At 76.7% G+C, this 1,994-nt stretch carries 1 protein-coding gene; it reads left to right on the top strand.

Annotated elements, in window-relative coordinates; all coding sequences use genetic code 11:
- Nucleotides 1–172: 172 nt before the first annotated feature.
- Nucleotides 173–1,816 carry a hypothetical protein gene (locus GA0115240_RS10720; protein WP_093736442.1) on the top strand — a complete coding sequence of 548 codons (1,644 nt, stop codon included), beginning with the start codon at nucleotides 173–175 and terminating at the stop codon, nucleotides 1,814–1,816.
- Nucleotides 1,817–1,994: the final 178 nt, after the last annotated feature.

Raw genomic sequence — 1,994 nt, 5'->3', positions numbered from 1 at the left:
CCGCGGCGGCGGCCGGCGACACCGTGCCGCCGGCCGCCGACCGCACCCGGCCCGCCGGTCTGACCGCCGAGGACGGGATCGCGGCGGGAACGGGCGGCGCGCTCGCCCTCGCCGGGCTGGCACTGGCAGCACTGGTGCACCGGATACGGACCCGTACGGACAGGAGTGGGCCATGAAACGCACGACGTTCACCGCGGCGGTCGCCCTGCTGGCGCTGGCCGCGCTCCAGGGCCGGGGCCAGGCGGTCGAGGTCCGGGCCGAGCAGGTCCGGGCGGCGCAGACCCCGGCAGCTCAGGGGCAGGCCGCCGGGCAGGGCCGGGCCGTTCGGAGCCAGGCTGTACCGGGCGAGGCCGACCGGAGCCAGGCTGTACCGGGCGAGGCCGACCGGAGCCAGGCCGTACAGGGCCGGGCCGTTCGGAGCCAGGTCGACCAGAGCCAGGCGATACCGAGTCCGCGTCAGGTCCGGGTGCTCGCCGACAGTACGCCGGGCGGATCGGGCTCGCCCGCCGCGTCCGGCGGCGCCTCGGCCGGCTCCGGATCGACCCTCCCCGTCTCCGGCGCCCCGGTGAGGTGGCAGCTCCAGGGCGAGCCGCTGGCCGGCGCGGCCACCACCGCCGATGCCCCCGCCATGCGGCCGGCGGTCACCTATCGCGACAGCATCAAGCCGGACGAGACCAAGTTCTACGGCCTCGCCCTCGATGCCAAGTCCTCCGCCGCCGTCTCGGCGTTCGCCGTCCCGCCGACCGGTTCGCGGGTCGGCTACGGCGACGGCCTGGAGCTGAAGCTGCAGAGCGCGGACGGCTCCGAGTGCGACAGCCAGGAGGCGCACTTCCAGGACGACGGCGACGCGCGGCCGATCGGTACCGCGGTGTCCCGGCTGATCGGCGTGGGCTCCCAGTGCCAGGACGTCAACCAGTACACCCTTCAGGTCCACCGGACGAGTGATGGGACCTCCGACCCCGGGGCCTGGCCCCTGGAGCTGCGCTACGTGTCCGAGCCGCCACTGCGGCCCGGCGCCCCCGCCCTGCCGACGGCGCCCCCCGCACCCGCCCTCACGCCGGGTCCCGCTTCCGCCTCGCCGACCCCGCTCACCGCCGGCACACCGCGGCAGGCCCACGGCGGCGCCGGGTTCGAGACGGCGGCGGCGGTCAGGACCGGCATCTGGAAGGACCAGGTGCTGCCCGGCGAGACCCGCTTCTACAAGGTCCCGGTCGACTGGGGGCAGCAGGCCACCGTCTTCGCGGACTTCGCCGCCCCCGGGGCCGCCGACGAGTCCACCTTCGTCGGCTCCGGGGTGCGGCTGTCCGTCTACAGCCCGGTGCGGGAGTTCGTCGTCGGCGCCGACAAGTCGTACCTGGGCGCGCCGGCCTCGATCGGCGAGCAGCTCGCACCGGTCTCCTACGCCAACCGCGCGGACGACGACGCCCGGGTGGCGCGGGTCCGGTACGCGGGCTGGTACTACCTGGCCGTCTCCGTGCACCCGGACGTGGCGAAGGCGGTGACCGGCGCGGTACCGGTCACCTTGCGCGTCGACGTCACGGGCCGGGCGGGGACCGCGCCCCCGTACCAGGGCGACCCGGCGGCGGGCGGCATCGGCGTACGAGCGCATGACGTGGCCTCGGCGAACGGCTCCGCCGCTGCGGCCGGCCCGTCGGCGTCCTCCGGGCCGCTGCGGTTCGTGGCCTTCGCGGCGCTCGGCGCGGGCACGGTGCTGCTCCTCACGCTGGGCGGCTGGTACGCGACCGCGCGCCGGCGGGCGGGCCGGGGCGCCGCACCGGCCGCCGCCGACGCCGTACCGCCGCGGTCGTCCTGGTGAATCACCCTGCTGGCAGGAGCCGGTGAGGGTTCGTCAGGAGGCGAGCAGGGCGATGATGCCGACCGCGAAGCACAGCACGGCCAGCACCAGGATCGGGACCGCCACCCGCGCCGGCGGACCGGGCCGGCGCGGACGGGCGAGCACGCCGCTGGACGCGGTGTCGTCGGGAGCCGGCAAG

Origin of the sequence: Streptomyces sp. DvalAA-14, from assembly GCF_900091855.1 — a bacterium.
Classification (GTDB): domain Bacteria; phylum Actinomycetota; class Actinomycetes; order Streptomycetales; family Streptomycetaceae; genus Actinacidiphila.
Note: the sequence above shows the minus strand (reverse complement) of the source record. Positions and strands in the feature narration are given on the sequence as shown.

What these genes read in the sequence shown, in the direction of transcription:
- GA0115240_RS10720 (WP_093736442.1), top strand. Translation starts at nt 173, where the DNA reads ATGAAACGCACGACGTTCACCGCGGCGGTCGCCCTGCTGGCGCTGGCC.